5 protein-coding genes are annotated in these 5,726 nt (G+C 58.5%); 1 reads left to right on the top strand and 4 read right to left on the bottom strand.

The window, feature by feature from the left end; translation table 11 throughout:
- Positions 1-65 precede the first annotated feature (65 nt).
- From QMX84_RS25595 to QMX84_RS25610, 4 genes are read right to left on the bottom strand one after another with little or no spacing between them, the layout of a single operon-like run.
- Positions 66-1,223, bottom strand: coding sequence for a betaine/proline/choline family ABC transporter ATP-binding protein (locus QMX84_RS25595; protein ID WP_153432686.1), 1,158 nt, complete (start codon positions 1,221-1,223; stop codon positions 66-68).
- Positions 1,220-1,873, bottom strand: a complete 654-nt coding sequence (locus QMX84_RS25600) for an ABC transporter permease (RefSeq protein WP_282365089.1) — start codon at positions 1,871-1,873, stop codon at positions 1,220-1,222. The genes QMX84_RS25595 and QMX84_RS25600 overlap by 4 nt, the downstream gene beginning before the upstream one ends.
- 9 nt (positions 1,874-1,882) lie before the next feature.
- Positions 1,883-2,776: a glycine betaine ABC transporter substrate-binding protein gene (locus QMX84_RS25605; RefSeq protein ID WP_048391634.1), complete on the bottom strand. Its 894-nt coding sequence runs from the start codon at positions 2,774-2,776 to the stop codon at positions 1,883-1,885.
- Between the two features lie 24 nt (positions 2,777-2,800).
- Positions 2,801-3,517 carry an ABC transporter permease gene (locus QMX84_RS25610; protein ID WP_048367262.1) on the bottom strand — a complete coding sequence of 239 codons (717 nt, stop codon included), beginning with the start codon at positions 3,515-3,517 and terminating at the stop codon, positions 2,801-2,803.
- A 337-nt stretch (positions 3,518-3,854) separates the two neighbouring features.
- Here QMX84_RS25610 and QMX84_RS25615 point away from each other — a divergent pair, with 337 nt between their 5' ends.
- Entirely contained in the window at positions 3,855-5,438 is a 1,584-nt protein-coding gene (locus QMX84_RS25615; protein ID WP_153335286.1) for a peptide chain release factor 3, read from the top strand.
- Positions 5,439-5,726 lie beyond the last annotated feature (288 nt).

Consider the following 5,726-nt stretch of genomic DNA (forward strand, 5'->3'; position numbering starts at 1 on the left):
AGCTTGTCTCGCGATCTTTTAAAGGTCAAAAGATCGCGAGACAAGCTCGCGCCTACAGGGGCGGCTTAAGCCTGCGCGGTTTCAGCCGGTGAAACGATGCTGGTTTTGGCGCCGCGTGAACGGCCCGAGCTGAGGTAGGCGGCGATCGATTCCTGGGTCACTTCACCAAGGAACACGCGCTCGGCGTCCATCACCGGCAACCACGAACGGTTGAACTCGTACATGCGCGACAGCAGGATGCGCAAGTGTTCGTCGTAGGCCGCCGTGGCGTTGAACTCACGCAGGAATTGGCCGCAGGTGCCGGTTTGGCGGTGCAGGTCGCGACGACGGACATAACCCAGTGCCTTGTTGTCGGCGTCGGTGACGACGACATAGCGGCGGTCGAGTTCGTCCATCAGGTCCAGCGCTTCGGCCACCGGCGTTTCCGGGCTCACCGACGGTGCGTTGTCGGCCGCGTCTTCGGCCTTGACCAGCAGCAAGCGTTTGAGCGTGCTGTCCTGGCCGACAAAGTTGCTGACAAAGTCGTCGGCCGGGTGCGCGAGGAGGGTGTCCGGGTGGTCCATCTGCAGCAGCTTGCCGCCACGGAAGATGGCGATTTTGTCACCCAGCTTGATGGCTTCGTCGATGTCGTGGCTGACCATGATCACGGTCTTGTTCAGCGCGCGCTGCATCTCGAAGAATTCGTTCTGGATCATTTCACGGTTGATCGGGTCGACCGCACCGAACGGCTCGTCCATCAACAGCAGCGGGGCATCGGCCGCCAGGGCGCGGATCACACCGATTCGCTGTTGCTGGCCACCCGACAGTTCACGCGGGTAGCGATGCAGGTACTGCTTGGGCTCCAGCTTGATCATGCTCATCAGTTCGCGGGCACGGTCATGGCACTTTTGCTTGTCCCAGCCCAGCAGGCGCGGCACCACGGTGATGTTTTCTTCGATGGTCATATTCGGGAACAGACCGATCTGCTGAATCACGTAACCAATGTTGCGGCGCAGTGTCACCGCGTCGAGGTCGGTGGTGTCTTCGCCGTTGATCAAAATCTTGCCGGAGGTCGGCTTGATCAGGCGGTTGATCATTTTCAGCGTGGTGCTTTTGCCGCAACCCGATGGTCCGAGGAACACGCAGATTTCGCCTTCGTTGACGGTCAGGCTTACCGAGTCCACGGCCTTGACGTCTTTGCCGTTGCTTTGGAAGGTCTTGCTGAGGTTTTGAAGTTCGATCATTTCAGTAATCCTTTTGGAGTCAACGAGCGTTGCAGCCATTGCAGAAGCAGGTCAGCGACGATGGCCAGAACACTGACCAGGACCGCGCCGACGATCAGCATCGACATGTCGCTGCGGCTGATTGCAGCCAGAATAAGTACACCCAGACCGCCAGCACCGATGGTGGCGGCAATGGTCATGACACCGATGTTCATCACCACGGCGGTGCGCACACCGGCCAGAATCACCGGCACAGCGATGGGCAGCTCAACCATGCGCAGGCGCTGGCCGAAGGTCATGCCGATGCCGCGTGCGGCTTCACGAATACCCGGCTCTACGCCGGTGAGGGCGAGGTAGGTGTTGCGCATGATCGGCAGCAGCGAATACAGGAACACGGCAGTAATGGCGGGCATCGGGCCCAGGCCCTGGCCGAATTTCGAGTAGAACGGCAGCAGCAGACCAAACAGCGCAATCGAGGGGATGGTCAGCATCACTGTGGCGCTGGCTTGCATGGGGCCAGCCAATGACGGGAAGCGGGTCATCAGCACGCCCAGCGGCACGCCGACCACAATGGCCAGGGTGACGGCAATACCGACCAAGGTGATGTGCTGCCATGTCAGGTGTGTGACCAGCGACCAGTCCATGTGGGAAAAGGCGTTTAGAAATTCCATGTCTTCTCCTCAGTTGAGTGGATGTTGGCGCAGAAAGTCTGCGGCGACTTTGGACGGGCTTTCGTGGTCAACGTCGACCCGGGCGTTGAGCTGTCGCATGGTTTCGTCGTCCAGCAGGTCAGCCAGCGGCTTGAGCTGCGCTTCGAGCTCCGGGTGCGCGTCGAGGAAGGCTTTACGCACCACCGGCGCGGCGGTGTAGTCCGGGAAGTAATGCAGGTCGTCGTCGAGCAACTTGAGGTTGAAGGCGCTCAAGCGACCGTCAGTGGTGTACACCAGCCCTGCAAACACCTGGCCGTTTTTAAGCGCGGTGTAGACCAGGCCTGCGTCCATCTGGCGGATGTTTTTGCGCGTCAGGTCCATGTCGTACAGCTTGACCATGCCTTGCAAACCGTCGGAGCGGTTGGCGAACTCGGTGTCGAGTGCCACCAGGGCGTTTTTGTTTTCCGGGTCACGCAGCGCCTTGTCCAAGTCACTGATCGTGTTGATGTCCGGGAACTCTTCAGCCACGTTTTGTGGCAACGCCAGCGCATAGGTGTTGCTGAACTTGGACGGGTGCAGCCAGATCAGGCCCTTTTTCGCATCGACTTCTTTCACGCGGTCGTAGGCGTGATCTTTGTCGAGCTTCTCGGTGATGTGGTTGTAGGCCACCAGCGACACGCCGGTGTATTCCCACACCATGTCCAGTTGCCCGGTTTCATGGGCGCTGCGTGCCAGGCTGCTGCCCAGACCGCCGGTTACCTGGGCGTTATAGCCCTTGCTGTTGAGGTACTGGGCGGTGATTTCCGCGAGCAGGGTTTGCTCGGTAAACACCCGCGCACCGATGCGGATGGTGGGTTTTTCTGCGGCCTGAACAATTCCTGCGAACAGCAGGATGCAGCCTAATATCAAGCTAATTTTCTTCATGATTATTCCTTTCCTCAGCCCGACCTATGAAGGTCGCAGACCGCGTTCCAACCAGCGGCGGCTGATGAGTATCACCAGGCCGTCGAGCAGCAATGCCAACAGCGCGGTGCAGGCTGCGCCAAGGATCAATTGCGGCTGATTGTTGAGGGCAATGCCGGGGAAAATCAGACTGCCCAGGCTGTTGGCGCCAATCAGGAAGGCCAGCGGTGCGGTACCGACGTTAATCGCCAGTGCAACCCGCACGCCGCCCATGATGATGGGCACGGCATTGGGCAATTCGACACGCCACAGCACTTGGCGCGGGGTCATGCCGATGCCGACAGCGGCTTCTTTGAGTGAGGCAGGAACGTTTTTCAAGCCTTCGTAGGTGTTGCGCACAATGGGCAGCAACGAGGCGAGAAACAGCGCGAAGATAGCAGGCCCACTGCCGATCCCCAGAAACCCCAGGGCAATGGCCAGTACTGCAAGCGGTGGAACGGTGTTACCGATGTTGAAGACCTGCATGAAACGTTCGGCATGCCCGACCATGTTAGGTCGGCTTAACGCAATGCCAGCGGGTATCCCTACAAGGAGGGCGATAAACATTGAAGCGAGTACGAGGTACAGGTGGGCTTGCAGGTAGAACAACAGATCATCTTGATAGTGTTCGATAGTGCTTATGCCGATCCAGTGGACCAACAGGGCCAGGACCGCGATCACAACCGCGCATCCTATAAGCCCTTTACCATAGCGATTAGCCATAGGCGGACTCCTTTTTTTTCAGTCGGCGGACACATTCCCGTGTGGCAAGGCCATTTCTGGCTGCCGGCAATGCGTTCGCGAAGAGCAACAGGTGGGGCGAAATGCACCCCAATTGCCTGTCATTAGCGCAGCCTCGTCAGACTAACTTGCTGATAATTCAGCCCCTGACACGTTGTCGTATCAAAGGAGTGGACGCCTCCACTGTTTAAAAGGTTCACATTTTTTACGGCACATTGCCACCCTTGTCCGACGAGCAAGGGCGTGAACGGTGGCTGTACGTCCCTGATTTGGGCTATAATCCGCGCCCTTTTTTGAATCAATTGTCAGGCGATTTCCCATGACCCATCAGGCCGCCGAAGTCGCGAAACGCCGCACTTTCGCCATTATTTCCCACCCCGATGCGGGTAAAACCACCATCACCGAGAAGCTCTTGCTGATGGGCAAGGCGATTGCGGTCGCCGGTACGGTGAAATCGCGAAAGTCCGACCGCCATGCCACCTCCGACTGGATGGAAATGGAAAAGCAACGGGGTATTTCGATTACCACGTCGGTCATGCAGTTCCCGTATCGCGACCACATGATCAACCTGCTCGACACCCCGGGCCACGAAGACTTCTCGGAAGACACCTACCGCACATTGACGGCGGTCGACTCGGCGCTGATGGTGCTCGACGGCGGTAAAGGTGTTGAGCCGCGCACCATCGCCCTGATGGACGTTTGCCGTCTGCGTGACACGCCGATCGTCAGCTTCATCAACAAACTCGACCGTGACATTCGTGACCCGATCGAATTGCTCGACGAGATCGAAGCCGTCCTCAAAATCAAGGCCGCGCCGATCACCTGGCCGATTGGTTGCTACCGCGACTTCAAGGGCGTTTACCACCTGGCGGACGACTACATCATCGTCTACACCGCCGGGCACGGTCATGAACGTACCGAAACCAAAATCATCGAAAAGCTCGATTCCGACGAAGCCCGCGCCCACCTGGGTGACGAGTACGATCGTTTTGTCGAACAGCTTGAGCTGGTGCAGGGGGCCTGCCACGAGTTCAACCAGCAGGAGTTCCTCGACGGCCAACTGACCCCGGTGTTCTTCGGTACGGCGTTGGGCAACTTTGGTGTCGACCACGTGCTGGACGCGGTAGTTGACTGGGCACCGATGCCGCTGGCCCGTGTGGCCAACGAGCGTGTGGTTGAGCCGGTTGAAGAAAAATTCACGGGCTTCGTGTTCAAGATTCAGGCGAACATGGACCCTAAACACCGCGACCGTATCGCCTTTATGCGCATTTGCTCGGGCAAGTACGAAAAGGGCATGAAGATGCGCCACGCGCGTACTGGCAAAGACGTGCGCATCGGCGATGCACTGACGTTCTTCTCCTCCGAGCGTGAACAGCTCGAAGAAGCCTACGCGGGCGACATCATCGGTTTGCACAACCACGGCACCATCCAGATCGGTGACACCTTCACCGAGGGTGAAAACCTCAGCTTCACCGGTATCCCGCACTTCGCCCCGGAACTGTTCCGTCGCGTACGTCTGCGCGATCCGCTCAAGTCCAAGCAGCTGCGCCAAGGCTTGCAGCAACTGGCCGAAGAGGGCGCCACCCAGGTGTTCTTCCCGGAGCGCAGCAACGACATCATTCTGGGCGCCGTCGGTGTGCTGCAGTTCGACGTGGTCGCGAGCCGCTTGAAAGAAGAATACAAAGTGGAATGCTCCTACGAGCCAATCACTGTGTACTCGGCGCGCTGGATCGACAGCAGCGATAAAAAGAAGCTGGAAGAGTTCAGCAACAAGGCCGTCGAAAACCTGGCCGTCGATGGCGGCGGGCACCTGACTTACCTGGCCCCGACCCGCGTCAACCTGGCGTTGATGGAAGAGCGTTGGCCAGACATCAGCTTCCGCGCAACGCGTGAGCACCACTAAGCGCTCCGGCGTTTACGGGTTAAAAAAAGCGAAGCTTTCGGGCTTCGCTTTTTTTATGCCTGGCTATTCCAAACAGGTCTATCGCCCGCTTTAAATTGTGTTGGCGTTGCTGACGGCCAGGGCGGCAGCTCTGGCGATGACAGCAGCGATGACGATGATGGCGACAGCCAGACCTAAACCCTGGCTGGTCACTTAACACTGTGGGAGCGGGCTTGCTCGCGATGGTCGTTAACGATGACGCGTTTTGCCGAACAAATGAGGCGCCCTGAAAACCATCGCGAGCAAGCC

The organism is Pseudomonas sp. PS01297 (assembly GCF_029959305.1).
In the GTDB taxonomy this organism is placed as follows: domain Bacteria; phylum Pseudomonadota; class Gammaproteobacteria; order Pseudomonadales; family Pseudomonadaceae; genus Aquipseudomonas; species Aquipseudomonas helleri.